Source organism: Allobosea sp. LjRoot9 (assembly GCF_964252745.1).
Lineage (GTDB): Bacteria > Pseudomonadota > Alphaproteobacteria > Rhizobiales > Beijerinckiaceae > Allobosea.
Genome location: NZ_CAXUPC020000002.1, coordinates 1,196,565 through 1,220,146 on the forward strand (window position 1 = coordinate 1,196,565; position 23,582 = coordinate 1,220,146).

Sequence of the window (23,582 nt, forward strand, 5' to 3'; positions counted from 1 at the left end):
CACGCCAGGCATCCCTGTGATGCCGAACGGGCGGAGCTGAATCATGGGCTATCGCGTCGGCGTCGATATCGGCGGCACCTTCACCGATTTCTGCGTGTTCGACGAGGACAGCTCTGCGCTCCGCACGCTCAAGGTGCTGTCGCGGCCGGACGCGCCGGGAGCCGAGGTGCTGCAGGGGCTCGACGAGATCGAGCGCCGCTTCGCGATTTCACCCGGCGCCATCTCCTATTTCACCCATGGCTCGACCGTGGGCGTGAACAGCATCATCCAGGGCACCGGCGCGAAACTCTGCCTGTTCGTGACCGAAGGTTTTCGCGACGTGCTGGAACTGGCGCGCCTGAAGATCCCCGACCCTTACGACCTGTTCTCGCGGAGGCCGCCGCCGCTGGTGCCGCGCGACCGCGTGATCGAGCTCGGCGAGCGGATGAACGCGGCCGGCCAGGCCGAACGCGTGCCCAGCGATGCGGCCATCGCTGACGCGCTGCGGCACGCCGAAAAGGCGGGCGCGGAAGGCATCGTTCTCGCCTTCCTGCACAGCTACACCAATCCGGCGCATGAACGGCTGGTCAAGGCCCGCATCGCTGAGCTCAACCCGGCACTGCCGGTGTTCTGCTCGGCCGATGTCTGGCCGATCGTGCGCGAATATGAGCGCACCATCACGGCCTGCATTCACGGCTCGGTGCAGCCGCGCGTGTCGCATTACATCGGCCGGCTCGAGGCGGCGCTCACCGAGCGCGGCGTTGCGCCTGCCCCGATGATCACCAAGTCGAATGGCGGCGTCATGACCGCCGCCGCCGGCAAGGACCGCAGCATCGAGATGCTGCTCTCGGGCACGGCGGCGGGCGTGATCGGCGCCGGCTTCGTGGCGCAGCGCTCCGGTTTCAGCCGGGTGATGAGCCTCGACATCGGCGGCACCAGCGCCGACGTCGCGCTGCTCCGCGACGGCATGCCGGATTTCCGCTCCGGCGAGCTCGTCGGGCGCTATCCGATCTATCTCCCGACCGTCTCGGTCTCGTCGATCGGGGCCGGGGGCGGCTCCGTCGCCAGCGTCGATACGCTCGGCGTGCTGCGCGTCGGGCCGGAAAGCGCCGGATCGACACCCGGCCCGGCCTGCTATGGACGCGGCGGCGAGCGTGCGACGATCACCGACGCATTCGCCGCCATGGGCGTCCTTGGCGCTGGCGGCCTCGGCTATGGCGCCGTCAATGTCGACCGGGAGCGGGCGCTTGCGGTCCTCGCGCCACTGGCGGCGGGGCTTTCACGCGATGTCGCGGCAACCGCCGAGGCGATCGTCGATCTCACTGTCGCCAACATGTATCGCGAGATCAGCCGCCTGTTCTCGCAGGTCGGCGAGGAGCCGAGCGGCTATGCGCTGCTCGCTTTCGGCGGCGCCGGGCCGATGCTGGGTTGCCTCGTCGCCGAGGCGATCGGGATGGAGGCGGTGATCATCCCCGAGACGCCCGGCGTGCTCGCCGCGCTCGGCGGCCTGCTCGCCGATCTGCGCTCCGATTTCGTGCGCGTGGTCTTCCTGGACGCGACAGCCGAGGCGATGGGCGCGCTGGCCAATGCGTTCGAAGGGCTCGCCGCGGAGGCGCGGGACTGGCTCCACGGCAGCCAGGGCCACTCCGGCGAGGCTGCCCTCACCATCTCCGGCGACATGCGCTATCGTGGCCAGTCCTACGAGATCGAAACGCCTCTGGAGGCGGCCTGGATCAGCGCAGGCGACCAGGCTGCGATCGCTGCCGCCTTCCACGCCAAGCATGCCGAGATCTATGGCCATGCCGACGACAAGGCGGCGGTGCAGATCGTCGCGCTGCGCGTCGTCATCGCCGGCCGCACGCCCAAGCCGGCCTTGCCGGCGCGCGAGATGACGAAGACCCATGTCGTCGCCAGCCGAAGGCTGACCGTCACGCATCGCGGTGCGGATATTGCGGCCGGCCTGTTCGAACGTCACGAACTGCCGCCCGGCAGCCGCTTCGATGGGCCGGCCGTCGTGATCCAGGACGACACCACAACATGGGTGCCTCCCGGCTTCACCGGCGAGGTCGACGCCTACGCCAACCTCATCCTGCGACGGAGCGGCATGGGACGGAGCAATACGGGACGGAGCAGCATGACATGAGCACGCTCGACCCGGTCACGCTCCAGATCCTGAAGAGCCATTTCGAGGCCGCGGCCGAGAGCATGGCCTATACGCTGCTGCGCACGGCCCATTCCGCCTTCGTCAAGGAGACCGAGGATTTCACCAGCGGGCTGACCACGCCATGCGGGCAGACCTTCGCCAGCCCGAAGGATCTCGGCGCGACCTGGTTCATCGGGCTCGACTATGCCGGCGCCATCGAAGCGATCGCGGATTACCGCCCCGGCGATATCTGCGTCACCAACGATCCCTATTCCGGCTTCGTCTGCACGCATGCGCCCGACATGCATCTGTGGATGCCGATCTTCGCGGGCGAGCGACTGATCTGTTTCGCCGTCGGCCATATCCACAACACCGATATGGGTGGCGCGGTGCCGGCCTCGCTGTCGCGGGCGCTGACGGAGGTCCATCAGGAGGGCATCCGGATTCCGCCGATGAAGCTCGTCGATGCCGGCCGAATGAACGACGCGGTGCTGCAGATCATGCTGCGCAATGTGCGCATGCCGGATCAGAACTGGGGCGACCTCAAGGCCCAGATCGCCTCGCTCAAGACGGGCGAGCGCAAGATCATGGACGCGGTTGCCCGCTTCGGCGCTGAGACGGTCTGCGACGCGATGTATGGCGTGCTCGACCTGGCCGACCGGCAGGCCCGGCGCCTGTTCGCGGAGATGAAGGACGGCGACTACGTCTTCACCGACTATATCGACGAGGACAGCCCCGGCGGCGTGCCGTGCCGATTGAAGCTCTCAGTACAGGTGCGCGGCGACGAGGCGGTGTTCGATTTCAGCGGCAGCGACCCGCAATTGCAATCGGCGCTCAACATGCCGACCGGCGGGCTGCCGAGGCATATCCTGCCCCTGGTCGGCTACAACTATGTCGTCTACTCGCTCGACACGACGGTGGCGCTCAATGCCGGGCTGCTGCGGCCAGTGCGCTGCATCCTGCCCGAAGGATCGGTGGTCAATCCGGTCTATCCGGCGGCGACCGGCATGCGCAGCCTGACCTGCACCCGGATCCAGGGCATGGTCGTGGGCGCCTTCTCCCAGGCCATGCCGGACCGGCTGCCGGCAGGCCCCGCCGGCGGCGGCGGCATCCTCAATGTGCGCACCACCGACAGCCGAACCGGGCGCCTCGCCATGGCCTCGATCAATCCGATCACGGGCGGCGGCGGCGGCTCGGCGCGCGAGGACGGACAGGACGGCTCCAACTCCTTCCTCAAGAACACGCCGATCGAGATCACCGAAGCCGAGGTGCCGATCAAGGTGCTCGGCTACGGCCTGGTGCCCGATAGCGGCGGCGCCGGGCGCCATCGCGGCGGGCTGGCCGCCCAGATGACGTTCCAGCTGTTCTCGCCGAACTCGGTGGTCACGGCACGCAACCGCGACCGCGTGCGTTTTTCCTGCTGGGGCCTGGAGGGCGGCCAGCCCGGCGCGACCTGCGGCTTCCTGCGCAACCCCGGGACCGCAGGCGAGGAAGCGCTCGGCAACACCGATGTGGTGCGCTGCGCGCCCGGTGACGTGCTGATGATCTCGGCCTCGGGCGCCGGCGGCTGGGGCGATCCGTACACACGCCCCCTCGCCGAGGTGCGCGACGATGTCGCTCAAGGCAAGGTCAGCGAAGCCGGCGCCTTGGCCTATGGCGTGGTGATCGAAACGGGCATCCTCGACCAGGAGAAGACGCTCGCCTTGCGCGCCCGGCCAAACCCGGCGCCGAACGGCCTGACGTTCGATCCGGCGCGCCTCGCCTTCGAGACGATCTGGTCCGATGCCGCCTGGGACCATCTCTCGGAGAGGCTCTTTGCCCTTCCCGTCGAATGGCGCTTCTTCATGAAGCACCAGATCTTCGCGGCCGTGAGCGTCGACGCTGCCGCCGCAAGCGATCCCGTCGCTGCGATCGAGCGCGCCTATGCGAGCCTTCTGGTGTTGTATCCGCAGATGGCGCCCCCGACGATCGGAGCAGCGGCATGAACATCACGTTCGCGGGCCAGAGCGTGCTGATCGCCGGCGCCGCCCGGGGCATCGGGCGCGGCATCGTCGAGAGTTTTGCCACGCGCGGAGCCAACGTCTTCGTCGGCGACCGATTGGCCGACGAGATGGCCGGGCTCGAGGCGCACAAGACCGCGCTCGACCTGCGCGACAAGAGCCAGGTTCAGGCCTGGGTCGCAGAGAGCGAGACGATCGCCGGCCGGCCGGTCGATGTGCTGGTCTATGTCGCGGGCGGCGTGCTCGGCCAGAGCGCCAAGCCGCTCGAAGAGGTCGATGAGGCGGATTGGCGCGCCATTCTGGACGTCAACCTGACCGGGGCCTTTCTCGCCGCGCAGGCGGTCGCGCCCGGCATGAAGTCACGCGGCAAGGGCCGGATCGTGCTCATTGCCAGCGGCGCGGGCCTGCGTACCTCGCTCACCGGCATCCAGGCCTATGCCTCGGCCAAGGCCGGTGAGATCGGGCTTGCGCGCCAGCTCGGCCAGGAGCTCGGCCCCTTCGGCATCACGGTCAATGCGGTGGCGCCGGGCTTCCAGCGCACCAGCCCCGATTACGAGCGCCAGTGGAATTCCTATTCGCCCGAGCGCCAGGCCGGCATGATCGAGAACACGGCGCGCCGGCGGGCGGGGACGCCGCAGGATATCGCGCATGCCGTGATGTTCCTGGCGTCCGACTACGCCGACTTCATCACCGGTCAGGTGCTTTCGGTCACGGGAAGCCCCTGACCCAGCAACAGAGGAGGATGGCATGACCAAGACACGCAGAGATGCTCTGAAGACGGTTCTGGGTTCGGTCGCCCTCTCCTCGGCCGGATGGGCCGGCGCCTCGGCGCAAAGCGGCGGCAAGTTCGTCTATGCGAACAACAGCCCCTACGACAATCTCGACCCCCATACGATCTTCGACACCGCCCGGGCCGCGTCGCGCTTCAACCTCTATGACGGGCTTTACCGCTGGGTCGACAATCCCCCGAAGATGATCCCCTGGCTCGCCGAGAGCCACAGCGTCTCCAGTGACGGCAAGGTCTACACCTTCAAGCTGCGCCAGAACGCCAAGTTCCATGACGGAAAACCCGTCACCGCCAACGATGTGGTCTATTCGATCGAGCGCATCATCGCGCTGAAGAAGGGCGCGGCCAGCCTCTATCTCGATGCGATCAAGCCCGGCTCGACCAAGGCGCTCGACGCCCACACGGTCGAGTTCAATCTCAGCCAGCCTTCCGCGATCTTCCTGACCACGGTGCCCGACATCCTCGTCGTCAACAGCGAGCTGGTGAAGGCCAATGAGAAGAACGGCGACTGGGCCGAAGCCTGGCTGGCCCGCAACGAGGCCGGCAGCGGCTCCTATGCCCTGCGCCGGCATGATCCGGCGGTTGGTTGGACCGGCCGGCGCTTCGTCGAGCATTTCGCCGGCTGGACCGGGCAGCCCTTCGACGATGTCGAGTTCCGCACCGTGCTGGAGACCAATACCCGCGTGCTCGGGCTGATCCGCGGCGATTATCAGGGCGCGGACGGTTACCTGCCCTACGACCAGATCCAGCGCCTCAAGCAATCGCCCAATGTCCAGATCATCGACCAGGAGTCGATGCGCGTCTTCATCCTGGCGCTGAACACCAGCAAGCCCCTGATGAACAACGTCCATTTCAGGCGGGCCCTGGCCTATGCCTTCGACTATGACGGCTTCATCGCCAACATCATGAAGGGCTCGGTCAACCGCAATCCGGGTCCGAACCCCAACAACATCTGGGGCACGCCGCCGGGGCTGAAGGGCTACAGCTACAATCTCGACCTCGCCCGCGAGGAGCTGAAGAAGGTGACCGAGCCCTTGCGGCCGATCACCATCAACGCGCTGGCCGGCTTCAGCGAATCCGAGCAGGCGGCGACCTTGTTCCAGAACACGCTGCGGCAGATCGGCGTCGAGGTCGTGGTCGAGGTCTCGCCCTGGTCGGTCGTCTCAAACCGGATGCGCAACGCCCAGACGCAGGCCGACATCATCCCGCTCTGGAAGAGCACCTATTATGTCGACCCCAACAACTGGGTCGGCGAGCTCTACGGCACGCGCTACCACGGCACGCGGACCTTCTCCTATTACAGCAATCCCGAGATCGACAGGCGGCTCGACCGTGCCCTGGTCTCGAGCGACCAGGAGGAGCGCCGCAAGCTCTATGAGGAGATGACCCAGATCGTCAGCGACGAGGCGGCGGGCATCTTCGTCTACAACACCAAATGGTACGGCCCCTATTCGAGCAAGGTCGAGGGCATCCGCTTCTCGCCCGTCAGCAACGGGCAGGACATCCGCTGGGCCTCGTTGAAACGAGGCTGAGCAGGCGATGCGAGCGGAGGCGACTGCATGAACTGGCTGTCCCTGGTGGCGAACCGGCTGATCTGGTTTGTGCCGACCATGCTTGGCCTGCTTGCGATCGTCTTCGTCCTGTCGCGCGTCGTGCCGATCGACCCCGCGCTTCTCGCCGCCGGTGAAAACGCCTCCGCCGAGCAGCTGCAGCAGGTGCGGGAGCGCTTCGGCTTCGACAAGCCACTGCCGGTGCAGTTCCTGCGCTATGTCCTCGATGTCGCCCAGGGCAATTTCGGCATCAGCCTGTTCACGCAGCAGCCGATCATCCACGACCTCGTCGCGCGCCTGCCGGCAACGCTGGAACTGACCCTCGTGGCGGTGCTGATCGCGGCGCTGGTCGGGATTCCGCTCGGCGTGCTCTGCGGGCTCAACCGCAATTCCTGGATGGACCACATCCTGCGCGTCGTCACGGTGTCGGGGCTTGCCGTCGCCTCGTTCTGGTTTGCGATGCAGCTCCAGTTCCTGTTCTCGATGAAGCTCGGCTGGCTGCCGCTCTCGGGGCGGATCGAGGGCTTTCCGCCGACCCCGGTGACGAATCTCATGGTCGTCGACGCCCTGATCGAAGGCGATGGCGAAATGCTGGGCGATGCGTTGCGCCATCTGGCACTGCCGGCGCTCACGCTGGCCTTGCCGGCGGCCGCGACGGTGGTGCGCTTCACCCGCAACGGCGTCATCGGCGTGATCAACTCGCCCTCCGTCGCGTATCAGAAGGCGATGGGCTTTCCGCGCCGGGTGATCGTCTGGAAATATGTGCTGCGCATGGCCATGACGGCCACGGTGACGCAGCTCGGCCTGATCTTCGGCATCCTGCTCGCCGGGGCCGTCGTGGTCGAGACGGTGTTCGACTGGCCCGGCCTTGGCGCCTATGCGGTGCGCTCCATCCTGCAATCCGACTACAACGCCGTGATGGGCTTCACGCTTTGCACCGGAGCGCTGTTCGTCTTCATCAACCTGCTGGTCGACCTGCTGCAGGCGGCGATCGACCCGCGCGGAGCAGCCTGATGCTGGCGCTGCTCAAACGCTTCGCGCGCGACAAGGCGGCCCTGCTCGGCGCCTGCCTGCTCGGACTCCTCGTCATCGCGGCGATCTTCGCGCCATGGCTTGCGCCCCATCCCGGCGACATCACCGATTTCCACATCGAGCGGCGTCTGCAGGCGCCGGCGGCCGCAGCGCTGTTCGGCACCGACCGGATGGGCAGCGACATCTTCAGCCGCCTGCTCTTCGGGGCGCGCATCACCTTGATGCTGGCCGCCATCGCCGTCGGCTCGGCCCTGCTCATCGGCGTCCCGATCGGCCTCGTCGCCGGCTATTACAAGAACTGGGTCAGCGACGCCCTGATGCGCATTGCCGAGATCTTCCTGGCGGTGCCGCAGATCGTTCTCGCCATCGCCATCGCGCAGACGCTCGGCCCCTCCATCGAGAACGTCATCCTGGCGCTGTCGCTGACCTATTGGCCGTTCTGGGCGCGGCTCGTCTATGCCGAGACGCGCTCGATGCGAAACGAGGTCTTCATCGAATCCGCCGTGGCGCTGGGGGCCTCGCCCTGGCGCGTCATCGTGCTGCACATCCTGCCCAACATCGCCTCGCCGATCATCGTCCGCACCTCGATCGGCATGGGCGCGACGATCCTCACCGCCGCGACGCTCGGCTTCCTGGGCCTGGGCGCTCCGCCGCCGACCCCGGAATGGGGCCGCATGATCGCCGAAAGCCGCGAATATCTGCCCGAAGCCTGGTGGTATGCGCTCGCGCCGGGCATCGCCATCTTCCTGACCGTGCTCGGCTTCAACCTGTTCGGCGACGGCCTGCGCGACATTCTCGACCCGCGCACACGGCGGAGCGTCTGAGGCGATGGTGCCCCTGCTCAACATCGCGAAACTCTCCCTCAGCTTTCGCACCGAGAGCGGGCCGGCGCGCGTGCTCGACCAGATCGACCTTGTCGTGCAGCCCGGCGAGATCGTCGGCCTCGTCGGCGAATCCGGTTGCGGCAAGACCACACTGGCCCGCGCGATCCTCGGCACCTTGCCCGAGCGCCTGACCGAAATCGGCAGCGGCCATATCCGCCTCGACGGCGTCGACATGCTCCGCGACGACCAGGCGGCCGAGAGCCTGCGCGGCCGGGTCGTGACCTTCGTTCCCCAGGACCCCTTCGCCAGCTTCAACCCGCTGTTCCGCATCAGTGCCCAGATCGGCGACCTGATGCGCTGGAAGACGCCGCGCAGGACGGCCTCGCGCTTCGGCTGGCGTTCGCGCGCGGAGCAGAAGGCCGATGACGAGGCCGTGCTCGCCATGCTGGATACGGTGCAGTTGCCGCAGCCGCGCCGCATCCTGGAGAAATACCCCCATGAGCTCTCCGGCGGCCAGCGCCAGCGCGTGATGATCGCTATGGCGCTCCTGCCGGAGCCGCGCCTGATCATCGCCGACGAACCGACCACGGCGCTCGACGTCACGGTCCAGGCACAAATCCTCGGCCTGCTGCGCCGGCTGGCGGTCGAGCGCGGCGTCTCGGTGCTGTTCACCACCCATGATCTCGGCGCCGCCTGGGAGATCTGCGACCGCGTCGTCGTGATGTATGCCGGGCAGACCGCCGAGATCGCACCGCGCGAGGCCTTCTTCGCTCATCCCCGCCACCCCTATACCCGCATGCTGCTGCAGAGCCTGCCGGAAGAAGGGCGCGACGCGGTCGGCATTCCCGGCGCGGTGCCAAGCCCATTGCAGCCGCCGCCGGGCTGCCGCTTCAACCCGCGCTGCCCGCAAATGACCGGGATCTGCCGCGACGAGCGCCCTGCCTTGTCCGGACAGCACGGCGCCCATCAGGTCGCCTGCCATCATCCCGTCGCGGTGAGCGAGGTCGCTGGGAATGTCTGACCTCCCGGCGCCGGCCCTGCTCGAGGTCGATCGGCTCGGCCGCCACTTCCCGGTGCGCGGCTTCCTCAACCGCCGCGTCGGCACGCTGCGGGCCCTGGACGATGTCAGCTTCGCGGTCGGGGAAGGCGAGGTGCTCGGCATCGTCGGCGAATCCGGCTGCGGCAAATCCACCCTCGGCAAGACCCTGATGGGCATTCACGAGCCGACCAGCGGCGAAGTCCGCCTGCAAGGCGAGCGCATCGCCGCGCCCGGCCAGAAGCGCGCCGCGGCGGTACGGGCCAAGCTGCAATATGTCTATCAGGATCCCGGCGCCTCGCTCGATCCCCGCTGGACCTTGCGGCGCTCGCTGCATGAGCCGTTGATCATCCACACCGACTGGTCCCGGGCCAAGCGCGAGGAACACGTCCAGGCGATCGTCAGCGCAGTCGGCCTGCCGCAGGCGCATCTCGACCTCTACCCGCATGAGATCAGCGGCGGCCAGCAGCGCCGCGTCGGCCTGGCGCGCATCCTCGTGCTCGGCCCGCAATTGATCATCTTCGACGAGCCGACCTCGGGCCTCGACGTCTCCGTGCAGGCGACGGTGCTGGCGCTGTTTCGCGACCTGCGCGAGGAATTCGGGCTGACCTATCTCTTCATCAGCCACGACCTCGCCGTCGTCCGCTCGATCTGCAACCGCATCGTCGTGATGTATCTGGGCCGCATCGTCGAGATCGGCGACACCGCAGAGGTCTTCCGCGCCCCGCGCCACCCCTATACCCGCTCGCTGCTCGCCGCCGCCCCGCGCATCGGCGGGCCGCGCGTCACCGAGAGCTTCACCCTTCAAGGCGAGCCGCCGGACCCGTCCAACGTGCCGTCCGGCTGCCGCTTTCGCACACGCTGCCCGCTCGCGATCGACAAATGCGCGACAATCGAGCCGGCTATCGATTTCGAAAGCGGCCATGGCGTCGCCTGCCTGCGCTGGCGCGAATACGCCGCGTGAGGTCATCGATCACGCAACTCATTCCCAAGTCCTCTGACCCCACGGGCTGACCCAAGCGATGTCTTCAGACGAGGCACGGCCGGCGGCCGACAGTTCCGATGCTCCGCCGCAATGGATCTCGGCGCTCGTGACCATGACCGCCGTCCAGGCGGCAACGGCGTTCCTGACGCGCATCCCGCCGACGCTCGCGCCGGCCTTCACGGCGGAACGGGGCTGGTCGGATGCGATCATCGGCTATCTGGCGAGCCTGGGCACGCTCGGCTCGATCATCTTCCTGACGCTCGGCGCTCCGATGCTGCGCCGGCTGGGCTCGGTCCGCGCGCTGCAATGCGGGCTCTGCCTCGGCGTCATCGGATTGCTGCTGCTCCTGCCGCCGTTCTGGCCGGCGGCCGCCGCTGCCTCCCTGCTGATCGGGCTGGGCTACGGACCGTCCTCGCCGGCGGGCAACGATGTGCTGCACCGGACAGCGCCCGCGCGCTACCGCGCGATGATCTTCTCGATCAAGCAGGCCGGCGTGCCGGCGGGCGGCATCGTCGCCGGCCTGATCCTGCCGCCGGTCGTGGAAGCCTTCGGCTGGCGGGCCTCGCTGCTGGTATCCGCTATTCTGGTCATGCTCGTGCTTCTCGCCGTGCAGCCCATGCGCGAGCGGCTGGATGCCGGCAGGACGCGCGACCAGGCGGTGACGGTGCGGGCCTTCCTGTCACCGGCGAATATCCGGGCACCACTCGCGGCGCTGACCAGCTCGGCCTCCATCGTCAGGCTCGCCATGGCTGGGGCGTGCCTGGCGCTCGGCCAGGGCATCTGGTTTGCCTATCTGATGACGTTCTCGGTCTCAGGCCTAGGGCATGATCTCCGCGCGGCCGGCATCGCCTTCGCGATCATGCAAGCGAGCAGCGTCGTCGGCCGCATGCTGCTCGGCTGGCTGGCGGACCGGCTCGGTTCGCCGCGGCAGCTTCTCGGGCTGATGGGCCTGGCCTCCGGCCTGACCTCGCTCGCCATGGCCTTTGCCGGGCCGGAATGGTCCTACGGGCTTTTCTGCATTCTCGCAGCGGTGGCGGGTGTCACCGTATCGAGCTGGAACGGCGTCCAGTTGTCGGAGGTCGCCCGGGCCTGCCCGGCGCATCTCGTGAGGGAAGCCTCTGCCGGCGCGACCTTGATCATCTTCCTGGGCTATGTCGTGGGTCCATCCGTCTTCGCGGTTCTGCTGATGCTCACGCATCGTTTCGATATCGGCTTCCTCCTATGCGCTCTCTTCGGCGTCATCTGCTTCGCGATCATGCCGCGTCGCGCTTCGACCGCGCCTGGCAGCCACGACTAGAGCCGGATCAATGCGAAAAGCCGGTTCCCGCTTTTTCGCATCGTGCTCTAGGTTGCGGCTCGATCACATTGGAGTTGGCTGCGATGAGGATGGACGTCCTGGGCCTGCAGGCTTTCGTCAGCATTGCCGAACGCGGCAGCTTCCGGGCGGCGGCCTCGCATCTCAACCTGTCGCAGACCGCGCTCAGCCATCGCATCCGCAAGCTCGAGGAATCGCTTGCGACGCCGCTCCTGCTGCGCACGACCCGGCAGGTCTCGCTCACCCCCGCCGGCCTCGCTTTGCTGCCACGGGCGCGCAAAATCTTCGAGGAGCTCGGCTCCGCGATCGACGAAGTCCGGGCCGATGCGAAGGATGGCGGCGAGCAAGTCGTCATGGGGTGCCTGCCAACGGTGGCGATGCATTGCATGCCAGGCGTGATCGCCGAATTCGAGAAGCGCTATGACGGCTTTCGGGTCAGGGTCCATGACAACTCGGCCTCCGAGATCGCCAGCAAGGTGCAGTCCGGCGAGGCGGAGTTCGGCGTGACCATCGTTGCGGCCAATCGCTGGGACCTCGAGCTCAAGCCGGTGGTCAAGGAGCCCTTCCTCCTCGTCTGCCATCGCAGCATGCCGCTCGCTCAATCCGAATCCCTGACCTGGGCGCAATTACAGGGGCTGCCGCTGGTGCGCATCAGCGCCGAGACCGGCAACCGTATCCTGATCGACGATGCGCTCGGATCGCGCCGCGAGACGCTCACCTGGCGCTATGAGGTGCAGCGCGTCATCACTGCCGTCAGCCTGGTTCGCTCGGCGATCGGCTATGCCATCGTGCCGCAGCTCGCACTGGACATCGTCGATGCCGGCGAACTCGTCGCGATCCCGCTGCGCTCGCCTACGGTGACGCGCACGCTCGGCATCATCACCCGCAAGAACCTGCCGCTGAAGCCCCCCGCCCGATACCTCCTGAAGCTGATCAGCGAGGCCCTCAAGCGCAGCGTCTCGGTGCGGTGACCACAATCATTGCTGCATAAAAATCATCAATCGCTGCAAAGTGATCATTTGAAGTAAGAATAACTAGGCCCCAGGCTTGTCGCGGGACATGGAAACGCACAAGCAAGGGGTCGACGGATGGCTGAAGCCACACCGGCAACGATCGCATTCATCGGATTTGGCGAGGTCGGGCAGACCTTTTCGCGCGGCCTGCTCGCCAGCGGCCGCGTGCGCATTCGCGCCTATGACGTGCTGTTCGGATCAGGCGCAGGACAAAAGCTCGAGACGGCGGCGGGCACCATCGGCGTCGCGACGGCGGCATCGCTCGAAGAAGCCTGCGCCGGGGCCGATATCCTGTTCTCGGCCGTGACCGCCGACAAGGCGGAAGCGGTCGCGGCCCAGGCCGCGCTGTGGCTCAAGCCCGGACAGATCGTCGTCGACGTCAACTCGGCCGCGCCATCGACCAAGCAGCGCGCGGCGAAGGCCGTCGAGGCCGGCGGAGCGGATTATGTCGAGGGCGCCGTCATGGCTCCCGTGCTCAAGCCCGGCATCAAGGTGCCGATCCTGGCCGGCGGCCCGCTCGCCGAACTGACCGCGACCTCGCTCAACAGCCTGGGCATGAATCTGACGCCCGTCTCGGAGGTCCATGGCCGCGCCTCGGCGATGAAGCTGTGCCGCAGCATCATGATCAAGGGCCTGGAAGCGCTGATGGTCGATTGCACGGCAGCCAGCGAAGCCTGGGATGTGAAGGACGCGGTCTTTGCGAGCCTCCACGCGACATTCCCCTCGATCGATTTCCACGCGCTGTCTGCCGACATGCGCGAGCGTGTCGCGACGCATGGCGTCCGCCGGGCAGCGGAAATGCGTGAAGCCGCCGAGATGCTCGCCGCGCTCGGGCTGGATCCCGAGCTCGCCCGCGCCGTCGCCGACAGCCAGCAACGGGGTGCTCGCCCAAGCTAGCCCAAGGCCTGACCAACCAACTCAAAAAGCAAGATTAAGAGGGAAACGCACCATGTCGCTCAATCGCCGCTCGCTGCTCGCAGGAGCGAGCCTTTCAATGGTTGCCGCCGCCGCGCCGCGCGCTTTCGCGCAGGCCGACACGATCAAGATCGGCCTCATCGCTCCAATGACCGGGCCCTTCACCTCGACAGGGCGCATGCTCGATGCCGGCACGCGGCTTTATATGCGCCAAAAGGGCGAGACGGTCGCCGGCAAGCGCGTCCAGCTCATCCTGCGCGACGACACCGGCGTCGCCGATGTGACGCGCCGCATCGCCCAGGAGATGGTCGCCAATGACGGCGTCCATGTGCTGGCCGGCTTTGGCCTGACGCCGCTGGCGCTGGCCGTCGCGCCGCTCGCGACACAGGCGAAGGTGCCCCAGATCGTGATGATGTCGGCGACCTCCGTCGTCACCGAGCGCTCGCCCTTCATCATCCGTACCGCCTTCACCCAGGCCCAGACCACGGTGCCGCTGGCGCAATGGGCCTATGCCAACGGCGTGCGCAAGGTGGTGAGCCTCGTCGCCGACTATGCGCCCGGAATCGATGCGGAAGCCGGCTTCAACAACCGCTTCAAGGCGCTCGGCGGCGAGATCGCCCAAACCATCCGCGCCCCGCTCGCCAACCGCGACTTCGCGCCCTTCCTGCAGCGCGCCGCCGACGCCAAGCCCGATGCCTTGTTCGTCTTCGTGCCGACCGGGCTGGGTGCTGCGCTGATGAAGCAGTTCGTCGAGCGCGGCCTCGACAAGGCCGGCATCCGCGTCCTCGGCGAGGGCAGCGTCACCGAGGACGACATCATCACTCAGATGGACGATTCCGTACTCGGCATGGTGACCTCGCACCATTACTCGGCCGCCCATCCCGGGCCCGAGAACGAAGCCTTCTGCAAGGCTTTCCGGGCGGAGGCCGGCACGCGGCCAAACCATATCGCCGTCCATGCCTATGACGGCATGCACCTGATCTACGAGGCCCTGAAGAAGACCGGCGGCGCGACCGGCGGCGAAGCGCTCGTCGATGCGATGAAAGGCCTGTCCTGGCAGAGCCCGCGCGGCCCCCTGAGCATCGACCCCGAAACCCGCGAGCCGATCCAGAACATCTACATCCGGCGCGTCGAGCGGGTGAATGGCGAGCTCTTCAATGTCGAGTTCGCGACGGTGCCCAACGTCAAGGATCCCGCGAAGGTCAAGGCCTGAGCGGTCGGCACCGGCACGGAGGGACAGGATCATGATCAACCGACGCAGCGTTCTGGCCGGGCTCGGCCTTGGCGGCTTCTCCGGCTCAGGGCAATTGATGGCCCAGTCTCCCTGGCCGTCGCAGATCATCAGGCTCGTGGTGCCGTTCACGCCCGGCGGCAGCACGGATGTGCTGGCGCGCCTGATCGCCAACAAACTCGAGCGCACGATCCCGGGCAAGGGCTTCGTGATCGAGAACCGTCCGGGTGCAGGTGGCATGAACGCCGCCGGCCAGGTCGCTAAGGCAGAGGCGGACGGATACACGCTGATGATGGGCCATATCGGCACGCTGGCCTTCTCGCCCTCGCTCTATCCCAACGTACCCTACGACCCGGTGAAGGATTTCCAGCCGGTCGCGCTGGTCGCGATGCTGCCCAATGTGCTGGCGATCAATCCCAAGCTCCCGGTGAACGGTTTCCAGGAGTTCGTCGCCTATGCGAAGGCCAATCCCGGCAAGCTGAACTACAGCTCCGGCGGTCAGGGCAGCGCCGCCCATATCGCCGGCGCCTATCTCTGCTTCCGCGCGGGGATCGAGGCGGTGCATGTGCCTTATCGCGGCACCGCTCCTTCCGTGAACGACCTCGTCGCCGGCTCGGTCGATTTCACGCTGACGGGCGGGCCAGCGGTATTGCCTCTTGCCGAAGGCGGCCAGTTGAAGGTTCTGGCCGTCGCCAACCGCGACCGCGTCCCCTTCGCCCCGAACCTGCCCACCATCGCGGAGAGCGGCCTGCCCGGTTTCGAGGCGGTCCAGTGGTATGGCGTCGTCGCGCCGCGGCGCACGCCGATGGAGATCGTCACCCGGCTCAACCGCGAGATCAATATCCTGCTCGGCGAACCGGAATTCTCCGCCGCGCTGATCCGCGACGGTGCGATCGCCCGGCCGGAAACGCCCGACGGCTTCGGCAAGCTGATCGCATCCGAGCTCGTGCTGTGGCGCGACGTCATCACCAAAGCCCACATCACGGCTGGAGGCTGAGCGATGCAACGCGCGACCCCCTGCATGCTGATCCGCGGCGGCACCTCGAAGGGCGCCTATTTCCTCAGCGATGACCTGCCCACCGACCCGGCCGCGCGCGATGCGTTCCTGCTCGCGGTGATGGGCTCGCCGGACAAGCGTCAGATCGACGGGCTCGGCGGCGCGCATCCGCTGACCAGCAAGGTCGCGATCGTCTCACGCTCGAGCGAACCCGGCTGCGATATCGATTTCCTGTTCGCGCAGGTCGGCATCGAGGCGGCCAAGGTCGACACCACGCCCAACTGCGGCAATATCCTCGCCGGCATCGGCCCCTTCGCCATCGCGCGCGGGCTCGTCACTGCTACGGGCGCATCCACGACCGTGCGGGTCAGGACGCTGAACACCGGCACGATCGCCGATCTGGTGCTGGAGACCGCGGACGGCCAGGCGAATGCCGATGGCGATGCGCGCATCGACGGCGTGCCCGGCACCTCGGCGCCGATCAAGATCAGCTTCCTCGATACCGAAGGCTCCGTCTGCGGCGCCTTGCTTCCGACCGGAAACACTGTCGACATCGTCGATGGCGTCGAGGTCACGCTGATCGACAACGGCATGCCGGTCATCGTGCTGCGCGCGGCCGATGTCGGGCGCAGCGGCTATGAGCCGCGCGAGGTGCTGGACAAGGACACTGAGCTCAAGGTCCGGCTCGAGCGCATTCGCCTCGCCGCCGGTCCCTTGATGAATCTCGGCGATGTCTCGGCGAAGGTCGTGCCCAAGATCGCTCTGGTCGCGCCGCCGCGCGAAGGCGGCGCCATCGCGACGCGCAGCTTCATTCCCCATGAATGCCATGCCTCGATCGGCGTTTTTGCGGCCGTCACGGTCGCCACCGCTGCGGCTCTGCCCGGCTCGCCGGCTGCCTCAGTCGTCGCCATGCCGGCGGGGCGCGAACGCTCGATCTCGGTCGAGCATCCGACCGGTGAGTTCACCGTCCACTTGACCATGGGCGGCACTGCGGAGCGCCCGGTGGTCGAGCGGGCCGGATTGCTGCGCACCGCGCGCATCCTGATGGAGGGCATGGCCTTCGTGCCGGCGCGCGCCCTCGAGCACAACACAGACGGCGCTCTCCGCGCCGCCGAATGAACCCGAGACGAGAGGATTTTCGAGATATGTCGAGCCTGCAGAAGACAGGTCTGGTGATCACCGCCCATCCCGGCGATTTCGTCTGGCGGGCCGGCGGTGCGATCGCGCTCCATGCCAAGCGCGGCTTCCGCGTAAAAATCCTCTGCCTCTCCTATGGCGAGCGCGGCGAGAGCCAGTTCGCCTGGAAGAAGGCGGGCGTAGAGATGGCGGACGTCAAGGCGCAGCGCCGCGACGAGGCGGAACGGGCCGCCGCGATCCTCGGCGCCGAGATCGAGTTCATGGATGCCGGCGACTATCCGCTGCGCACCACGGACGCCATGCTCGACCGCGCGATCGACATCTTCCATGAGCTTGGGCCGAGCTTCGTGCTGACCCATGCGCTCGAAGACCCCTATAATGTCGACCATCCCGAGGCGACGCGCTTTGCCCAGGAGGCGCGGATCATCGCCCAGGCGGCCGGCCACAAGCCCGATCCGGAGCGGGCCTATGCCGCCCCGCCGGTCTTCCTGTTCGAGCCGCACCAACCCGAACAGTGCAATTTCAAGCCGAACGTGATCCTCAACATCGACGAGGTCTGGGAGGCGAAACGCCAGGCCTTCGAGATCCTCGCCGCCCAGAAGCATCTCTGGGAGTACTACACCCGCGTGGCGCTGAACCGCGGCATGCAGGGCGGGCGCAATTCCGGCAAGGCCATGACCTATGGCGAAGCCTATCAGCGGCTCTTCCCCGAAGCGTTGGAGGCGCTGGCATGACCCCCGTCGTCATTCGCACCAACAAGCGCGCCGCCGCCTCCGACATTGTGGACTTGGCCGAACTCGGCGTCTCCACAACCCATGAGGCAATGGGGCGCAGCGGGCTGCTGAAGCCCTATATGCGGCCGATCTATCCAGGAGCCTTCATCGCCGGCTCCGCCGTCACCGTGCTGGCGCAGCCCGGCGACAACTGGATGATCCATGTCGCGATCGAGCAGGTGAAGCCGGGCGATGTCCTCGTCGTCGCCTGCACCACCGACAACACCGATGGCATGTTCGGCGACCTGCTCGCGACATCGCTCAAGGCACGAGGCGGTATCGGCCTCGTCATCGATGCCGGCGTGCGCGATGTCCGCGTGCTCACCGAAATGGGCTTCCCGGTCTGGTCGCGGGCGATCTCGGCCAAGGGCACGGTCAAGGCGACGCCGGGCAGCGTCAATGTTCCCGTCATCTGCGCCGGCGCGCTCATCCATCCCGGCGATGTGATCGTCGCCGATGATGACGGCGTCGTCGTGGTGCCGCGCCTGGATGCAGCGACCGTCGCGGCTGCCGGGCGCAAGCGCGAGGCGAATGAGGAGGAGAAGCGGCGCCGCCTGGCGTCGGGCGAGCTCGGCCTCGATATGTATGCGATGCGCGAGGGGCTGGCGAAGGCCGGTCTCGTCTATCGCGACGACCCGGAAGGGTGAGGCCATGCTGACGATCCTGTTCGACGGCGTGGCTTATGGGATGCTGCTGTTCATCCTGGCTTCGGGCCTGGCCGTGACGCTCGGCCTGATGAACTTCGTCAACCTGGCCCATGGCGCCTTCGCCATGGCCGGCGGCTATGTCACGGTCGTGCTGATGCAGCGCTACGATGTGCCTTTCGTGGCGACATTGCCCTTCGCCTTCCTGGTTCCAGCCGCCATCGGCGCCGTGCTGGAGCGGACGATCTACCGGCCGATGTATGCCAAGAGCCATCTCGACCAGGTGCTGTTCTCGATCGGCCTCGTTTTCATGGTGGTGGCGGCGGTCGACTACGTCATGGGCTCGCAGCAGCAGCTCATCCGCCTGCCGGCCTGGCTGCAGGGCCGCTTCGACATCGCCGGTATCGGCATCGGGCGCTACCGCAGCTTCGTGATCGCGATCTGCGTCGTCCTGACCATCGCACTCCAATATGTGCTGGTGCGCACGCGCTTCGGCAGCCGCCTGCGCGCGGCGGTTGACGACCAGCAGGTGGCGCGCGGGCTCGGCGTCAATGTCGGCGTGATCTTCTCGCTGACCTTCGCCGTCGGCTCGGGCCTTGCCGGGCTTGGCGGGGCGCTCGGGGTCGAGATGCTCGGGCTCGACCCGACCTTCCCGCTCAAATTCATGATCTACTTCCTGATCGTCGTGACCGTGGGCGGCCGCTCAGGCCTGATCGGCCCGTTCACTGCTGCGCTGCTGATCGGCGTCGTCGATGTCGCCGGCAAATATTACGTGCCCCAGCTCGGCGCCTTCCTGATCTATGCCCTGATGGTCGCAGTGCTGTTCCTGCGCCCGCAAGGCCTGTTCGCGGTGGCGCGATGACCATGGCTCTCGACACACCGCGTCCGGCGCTGAGCGATCTGGTCGGCAAGACCCTGTCGCGGCGGCGACGCTGGAAACTGGGCGAGGTCGTCTTCTGGGGCCTCACGGCCGCCGCCCCCTTCATGCTCCCGCGCGGCATGTTGCTCCTGAACGAGGTCGCGATCCTGGCGCTGTTTGCCTTGTCGCTCGACCTGATCCTCGGCTTCGCCGGCATCGTCTCGCTCGGCCATGCCGCCTTCCTCGGCGCTGGCGCCTACGCGGCCGGGCTCTTCGCCCTGCATGTCAATGCCGATCCGTTGACGGGGCTCGTCGTGGCCGTGCTCGCAGCAGCGCTGCTCGGCTTTCTCACAAGCTTCCTCGTCCTGCGCGGGACCGATCTGACGCGGCTGATGGTGACGCTGGGCATTGCCCTGCTTCTGTTCGAACTCGCCAACAGCTTCAGCGCAATCACCGGCGGCGCGGACGGCCTGCAAGGCATCAGCATGGGCCCGCTGCTCGGGCTGTTCCCCTTCGACCTGCAGGGGCGGACGGCCTATCTCTATTCGCTATCGGTCTTGTTCGTCCTGTTCCTGGCGGCGCGGCGGATGATGGCCTCGCCCTTCGGCCTGTCGCTGCGTGCGATCCGCGACAATCCGCTGCGCGCCTCGGCGACGGGCGTGGCGATCAACGGCCGGATCGTCATGGTCTATACGATCGCGGCGGCCTATGCGGGCGCTGCCGGCGCGCTGATGGCCCAGACGACGCAGTTCGTCTCGCTCGACGTGCTGGAGTTCCACCGCTCGGCCGATCTGATGCTCGTCGTTATCATCGGCGGCGCCGGCTGGCTCTATGGCGGCATCATCGGCGCGATCCTGTTCAAGGTGCTGCAGGACGCGATCTCGCTGGCGACACCGCAATACTGGCAGTTCTGGATCGGTCTCCTGCTGGTCGTCTTCGTGCTCGGCGGCCGGGAGATCCTCCACGGCCTGCTGGCCAGGTCGCGCGCAGCGCTTGCGAAACTCGTCTCGCGGAGAGCGCCATGACTGCGCCGGCGCTCCAGACCATCGGGCTGGTCAAGCGTTTCGGCGGGATCGTCGCGACCAACGACGTCTCGCTCACGATCGAACGCGGCGCCCGCCACGCGCTGATCGGCCCCAACGGCGCCGGCAAGACGACGCTCGTCAACCAGCTTACCGGCGTGCTCAAGCCCAGCGCAGGCAGGATCCTGCTGGAGGGCCGCGACATCACCACGGCCAAGCCGGAAGCACGCGTGCGCCTGGGCATGAGCCGGACCTTCCAGATCAACCAGCTCTTCCAGTCGATGACGCCGCTCGACATGCTGCTGCTCGTCCTCTGCGAGCAGAACGATCTCGGGCTGAAGCTCTGGCAGAAGCTGGACAAGAGCGGCGATCTGGCGCGGGAGGCGGCTGCGATCGCCGAGCGCTTCCGGCTCGACGACGTCATCGGGGAGAAGATCTCGACCTTGCCCTATGGCAAGCAGCGCCAGCTCGAGATCGCCGCCGCTTTCGCCGCCCGACCGCGCGTGCTCCTGCTCGACGAACCGGCAGCCGGCGTGCCGGAGGCCGAACGCCGCGACCTGCTCGCAACCGTCGCCGATCTTCCCGCCGATGTCAGCGTGCTCCTGATCGAACACGACATGGACCTCGTCTTCCGCTTCGCGACCCGCATCACCGTGCTCGTCAACGGCACGGTGATCACTGAGGGAACACCGGCCGCCATCGCGGCCGACCCCGCTGTGCGCGCCGCCTATTTGGGGGAAAGCCTCGATGCCTGACCTGCTTTCCATCACCGGCCTGTGCGCGGGCTATGGCGAGGCGGCGATCCTGCATGATGTCAGCCTCTCGCTCGGCGAGGGCCGCTCGCTGGCGCTGCTCGGCCGCAACGGCGTCGGCAAGACCACCCTGATCAACAGCATCGTCGGCGTCACCCGCCGGACGGCAGGCGAGATCGGCCTCGGCGGCGTCGCGCTGACGCGGCTCAAGCCCGAGCGCCGGGCGCTGGCCGGCATCGGCTGGGTGCCGCAGGAGCGCAACATCTTCCGCTCGCTGACCGTGACCGAGAACCTGACGGCCGTCGCCCTGCCCGGCCCCTGGACACCGGAGCGCGTCTTCGCGATGTTCCCGCGCCTGGCCGAGCGCAAGCGCAATCTCGGTCACCAGTTGTCCGGCGGCGAGCAGCAGATGCTGGCGATCGGCCGCGCGCTGGTGCTGAACCCGAAGCTCCTCCTGCTCGACGAACCGACCGAAGGCCTGGCGCCGATCATCGTCGAGGAACTGCTCAGGGCGTTGAAGCGGATCTTCATGGAAGAGAGGATTTCAGGGATCATCGTCGAACAGCACGCCCAGAAGATCCTCAGGATGACCGACGACGCCATCATCATCGAGCGCGGGCGGGTGGTTCATGCGGCGCCCAGCGCGACGCTGCTCGCCGACCCCGCCACGCTGCAGCGCTATCTCGGCGTCACGCATCAGGCCGGGCCGCCACCATCCGACCGCGCGGCCTAGCCACGCTGTCGCAACCACCAGCTCGAACGAGCATGACCAAAAAGCAGGCCGCATCGACGGCCAAAGACCAGCGGGAGCAGACGCCATGAAGCCCGAACCGATCCACGACATCGCCCATCTCGCGCATGTCGAACTCCTGACCGACAAGCCCGAGGCCAGCCTCGACTTCTTCGTCAATGTTTACGGCCTGACCGAAGCCGGCCGCGAGGGCGACAGCGTCTATCTGCGGGCCTGGGACGATTACGAATTCCACACGCTGAAGCTGACGGCCTCGAACACCACCGGCGTCGGCCATATCGGCTACCGCGCGACGAGCGAGCAGGCCCTCCTGCGGCGGGTCGCAGCGATCGAGGCGCTCGGCGCCGGCATCGGCTGGGTCGAGGGCGATCTCGGCCATGGCCGCGCCTTCCGTTTCCGCGACCCCGACGACCACATCTTCGAGATCTATTTCGATACGCACAAATATGTCGCGCCGCCCCAGGAAAAGCCGGCCCTGAAGAACCAGCCGCAGCGCAACCATGGCCGGGGCTGTGCTGTGCGCCGCCTCGACCACCTCAACCTGCTGGCGCGTGACGTCGCCGCGATCCGGGACTTCCTGCCGAAAGCGCTGGGCAGCCGCGTCACCGAGCAGATCGTGCTCGATTCAGGCGAGGTCGGCGGCTGCTGGTTCACCGTCAACAACAAGAGCTACGACATCGCCTATACGCGCGACCACACCGACAGCCTGGGCCGCTTCCACCATGTCACCTATGCGGTCGACCAGCGCGAGCATGTGCTGGAGGCCGCCGATATTTTCCTCGAGAACGGCGTCTTCATCGAGACCGGGCCGCATAAGCACGCGGTCCAGCAGACCTTCTTCCTCTATGCCTATGAGCCGGCCGGCAACCGTGTCGAGATCGCCAATGCCGGCGCGCGCCTGATCCTCGATCCAGACTGGCAAACCGTGACCTGGACCGAAACCGAGCGGAAGAAGGGGCAGGCCTGGGGGCTGAAGACGATCGAGAGCTTCCATACCCATGGCACCCCGCCCGTGCCGACAGCGGGGCATTGAACCGGTCTGGCCGATCTCTGGAATCGTCGCCCCAGGATGCCGCTCCTTTGCCTTCTTTGAGTGGCTTTTCCGCAGGTGACAGCGGTCCCACCGTGTGCGGCGGTTCCGGCTGCCTGTCATTGCTTCGGCGCAGGATGGATCGATGGACGGACAAGTTACGGCTGTACTCGAAGCCTATCATGCACGAATGCAGGAAGAGGTCGGGACGAGGCAGGCCGCGTCGCAGGCCGGCCTCAAGGACGCTCTGCGCGATCAGTTCCTGCTTTCCGTGGGGCCGGAGAGCGGGCAACTCATCAACATTCTGGCGCGCAGCCTGAAGGCACCGAACATCCTCGAACTGGGGACGTCCTACGGCTATTCGACCATCTGGCTGGCGGAAGCGGCGCGCTCGGCCGGCGGGCGGCTGACGACGATGGAACTGCACGACTACAAGGCAGCCCATGCGCGCGACATGGCAGGGAAGGCCGGGCTGGCCGAGCATGTCGACTTCAAGGTCGGCGATGCGGTCCGGATGATCGCTGAGCTTCCAGATGGGATCGATTTCGTGCTGATCGACCTCTGGAAGGAGTTCTACGTGCCCTGCCTGGAGGCGTTCTATCCCAAGCTCAATCCCGGCGCGATCATCGTCGCCGATAACATCATCCGCCCCGGCAAGGACGGCGCCCTGCGCTATGTCGAGGCCGTGCGCGCCAAGCCCGGCATGAGCAGCATCCTGCTGCCGGTCGGAGCGGGGCTGGAGGTCAGCCGCTTCGACAGGCCGTAGCCGCCAGGCACGCGTCGATGATCGGATGACGCAGCCGCACC

At 67.1% G+C, this 23,582-nt stretch carries 22 protein-coding genes; all 22 read left to right on the forward strand.

What is annotated here, in order from left to right; all coding sequences use genetic code 11:
* Positions 1-43: 43 nt before the first annotated feature.
* The 22 genes from ACSQ3P_RS14210 to ACSQ3P_RS14315 all read left to right on the forward strand — a co-directional run bounded on the left by ACSQ3P_RS14210 (position 44) and on the right by ACSQ3P_RS14315 (position 23,541).
* Positions 44-2,122 carry a hydantoinase/oxoprolinase family protein gene (locus ACSQ3P_RS14210; RefSeq protein ID WP_436166153.1) on the forward strand — a complete coding sequence of 693 codons (2,079 nt, stop codon included), beginning with the start codon at positions 44-46 and terminating at the stop codon, positions 2,120-2,122.
* Positions 2,119-4,107, forward strand: a complete 1,989-nt coding sequence (locus tag ACSQ3P_RS14215; protein WP_436166154.1) for a hydantoinase B/oxoprolinase family protein — start codon at positions 2,119-2,121, stop codon at positions 4,105-4,107. Before ACSQ3P_RS14210 ends, ACSQ3P_RS14215 begins: the two co-directional genes overlap by 4 nt.
* Positions 4,104-4,847 carry an SDR family NAD(P)-dependent oxidoreductase gene (locus tag ACSQ3P_RS14220; protein ID WP_436166155.1) on the forward strand — a complete coding sequence of 248 codons (744 nt, stop codon included), beginning with the start codon at positions 4,104-4,106 and terminating at the stop codon, positions 4,845-4,847. The genes ACSQ3P_RS14215 and ACSQ3P_RS14220 overlap by 4 nt, the downstream gene beginning before the upstream one ends.
* Before the next feature lie 22 nt (positions 4,848-4,869).
* A complete protein-coding gene (locus ACSQ3P_RS14225) occupies positions 4,870-6,441 on the forward strand; it encodes an ABC transporter substrate-binding protein (protein ID WP_436166156.1) in 1,572 nt (523 codons plus the stop codon).
* 27 nt (positions 6,442-6,468) lie between these two features.
* Positions 6,469-7,473: an ABC transporter permease gene (locus ACSQ3P_RS14230; RefSeq protein ID WP_436166157.1), complete on the forward strand. Its 1,005-nt coding sequence runs from the start codon at positions 6,469-6,471 to the stop codon at positions 7,471-7,473.
* Positions 7,473-8,315: an ABC transporter permease gene (locus ACSQ3P_RS14235; RefSeq protein ID WP_436166158.1), complete on the forward strand. Its 843-nt coding sequence runs from the start codon at positions 7,473-7,475 to the stop codon at positions 8,313-8,315. The genes ACSQ3P_RS14230 and ACSQ3P_RS14235 overlap by 1 nt, the downstream gene beginning before the upstream one ends.
* Before the next feature lie 4 nt (positions 8,316-8,319).
* Positions 8,320-9,336 carry an ABC transporter ATP-binding protein gene (locus ACSQ3P_RS14240; RefSeq protein ID WP_436166159.1) on the forward strand — a complete coding sequence of 339 codons (1,017 nt, stop codon included), beginning with the start codon at positions 8,320-8,322 and terminating at the stop codon, positions 9,334-9,336.
* Positions 9,329-10,315, forward strand: coding sequence for an ABC transporter ATP-binding protein (locus ACSQ3P_RS14245; protein WP_436166160.1), 987 nt, complete (start codon positions 9,329-9,331; stop codon positions 10,313-10,315). Before ACSQ3P_RS14240 ends, ACSQ3P_RS14245 begins: the two co-directional genes overlap by 8 nt.
* 133 nt (positions 10,316-10,448) lie before the next feature.
* Complete coding sequence (locus ACSQ3P_RS14250) at positions 10,449-11,633, forward strand: MFS transporter (RefSeq protein ID WP_436166267.1); 1,185 nt, start codon at positions 10,449-10,451, stop codon at positions 11,631-11,633.
* Positions 11,634-11,716: 83 nt separating this feature from the next.
* A complete protein-coding gene (locus tag ACSQ3P_RS14255) occupies positions 11,717-12,622 on the forward strand; it encodes a LysR family transcriptional regulator (protein ID WP_436166161.1) in 906 nt (301 codons plus the stop codon).
* A 117-nt stretch (positions 12,623-12,739) separates the two neighbouring features.
* Positions 12,740-13,561 (forward strand): DUF1932 domain-containing protein, encoded by an 822-nt coding sequence (locus tag ACSQ3P_RS14260; RefSeq protein WP_436166162.1) that lies wholly within the window; start codon positions 12,740-12,742, stop codon positions 13,559-13,561.
* Positions 13,562-13,613: 52 nt separating this feature from the next.
* Complete coding sequence (locus ACSQ3P_RS14265) at positions 13,614-14,792, forward strand: ABC transporter substrate-binding protein (protein WP_436166163.1); 1,179 nt, start codon at positions 13,614-13,616, stop codon at positions 14,790-14,792.
* A 31-nt stretch (positions 14,793-14,823) separates the two neighbouring features.
* Positions 14,824-15,807 (forward strand): Bug family tripartite tricarboxylate transporter substrate binding protein, encoded by a 984-nt coding sequence (locus tag ACSQ3P_RS14270; RefSeq protein ID WP_436166164.1) that lies wholly within the window; start codon positions 14,824-14,826, stop codon positions 15,805-15,807.
* Between the two features lie 3 nt (positions 15,808-15,810).
* Positions 15,811-16,926 carry a 4-oxalomesaconate tautomerase gene (locus ACSQ3P_RS14275; protein ID WP_436166165.1) on the forward strand — a complete coding sequence of 372 codons (1,116 nt, stop codon included), beginning with the start codon at positions 15,811-15,813 and terminating at the stop codon, positions 16,924-16,926.
* A 26-nt stretch (positions 16,927-16,952) separates the two neighbouring features.
* Positions 16,953-17,678, forward strand: a complete 726-nt coding sequence (locus ACSQ3P_RS14280) for a PIG-L deacetylase family protein (RefSeq protein ID WP_436166166.1) — start codon at positions 16,953-16,955, stop codon at positions 17,676-17,678.
* On the forward strand, positions 17,675-18,364 hold the full coding sequence (locus tag ACSQ3P_RS14285; protein ID WP_436166167.1) for a 4-carboxy-4-hydroxy-2-oxoadipate aldolase/oxaloacetate decarboxylase: 690 nt from the start codon (positions 17,675-17,677) through the stop codon (positions 18,362-18,364). The genes ACSQ3P_RS14280 and ACSQ3P_RS14285 overlap by 4 nt, the downstream gene beginning before the upstream one ends.
* Before the next feature lie 4 nt (positions 18,365-18,368).
* Entirely contained in the window at positions 18,369-19,223 is an 855-nt protein-coding gene (locus ACSQ3P_RS14290) for a branched-chain amino acid ABC transporter permease (RefSeq protein ID WP_436166168.1), read from the forward strand.
* A gap of 2 nt (positions 19,224-19,225) precedes the next feature.
* On the forward strand, positions 19,226-20,245 hold the full coding sequence (locus tag ACSQ3P_RS14295) for a branched-chain amino acid ABC transporter permease (RefSeq protein WP_436166169.1): 1,020 nt from the start codon (positions 19,226-19,228) through the stop codon (positions 20,243-20,245).
* Complete coding sequence (locus ACSQ3P_RS14300) at positions 20,242-20,997, forward strand: ABC transporter ATP-binding protein (protein ID WP_436166170.1); 756 nt, start codon at positions 20,242-20,244, stop codon at positions 20,995-20,997. The genes ACSQ3P_RS14295 and ACSQ3P_RS14300 overlap by 4 nt, the downstream gene beginning before the upstream one ends.
* The gene (locus tag ACSQ3P_RS14305; RefSeq protein ID WP_436166171.1) at positions 20,990-21,727 is read left to right on the forward strand and encodes an ABC transporter ATP-binding protein; all 738 of its coding nucleotides are present in this window, start codon (positions 20,990-20,992) and stop codon (positions 21,725-21,727) included. Before ACSQ3P_RS14300 ends, ACSQ3P_RS14305 begins: the two co-directional genes overlap by 8 nt.
* A gap of 85 nt (positions 21,728-21,812) precedes the next feature.
* Positions 21,813-22,778 (forward strand): catechol 2,3-dioxygenase, encoded by a 966-nt coding sequence (locus ACSQ3P_RS14310; protein WP_436166172.1) that lies wholly within the window; start codon positions 21,813-21,815, stop codon positions 22,776-22,778.
* Positions 22,779-22,920: 142 nt separating this feature from the next.
* Complete coding sequence (locus ACSQ3P_RS14315; protein ID WP_436166173.1) at positions 22,921-23,541, forward strand: O-methyltransferase; 621 nt, start codon at positions 22,921-22,923, stop codon at positions 23,539-23,541.
* The last annotated feature ends 41 nt before the right edge of the window (positions 23,542-23,582 follow it).